Source organism: Streptococcus suis (assembly GCF_002964045.1).
In the GTDB taxonomy this organism is placed as follows: Bacteria; Bacillota; Bacilli; order Lactobacillales; family Streptococcaceae; genus Streptococcus; species Streptococcus suis_U.
The window spans coordinates 1-279 of the sequence record NZ_POPB01000416.1; the positions used below are offsets into that span (position 1 = coordinate 1).

Sequence of the window (279 nt, forward strand, 5' to 3'; positions counted from 1 at the left end):
ATGCTACTGAATGATCAAAGCGTTGAGAAGGGCGTGGTGAAACAGCTTCCGTGCGATGGCGGGCTGGTTTATCAGCAGTATCTTGACGAACACCTGTAGCCACAACAGTCACACGAATCTCATCTTTCATTGTTTCATCAATAGATGTACCCAACCAAATGTTAACACCTTGACCCGCAGCCTGATTAACGATTTCTGAAGCATCTTCTGCTTCTGTCAGAGTCATGTCATAACCACCTGTAACATTGACAATGACATCCTCTGCACCATCAATTGTTG

1 pseudogene is annotated in these 279 nt (G+C 44.8%); it reads right to left on the bottom strand.

The features are described from left to right. Positions 1 to 279 (bottom strand): annotated as a pseudogene (locus C1E99_RS10640) (cell division protein FtsZ); the annotation flags it as partial.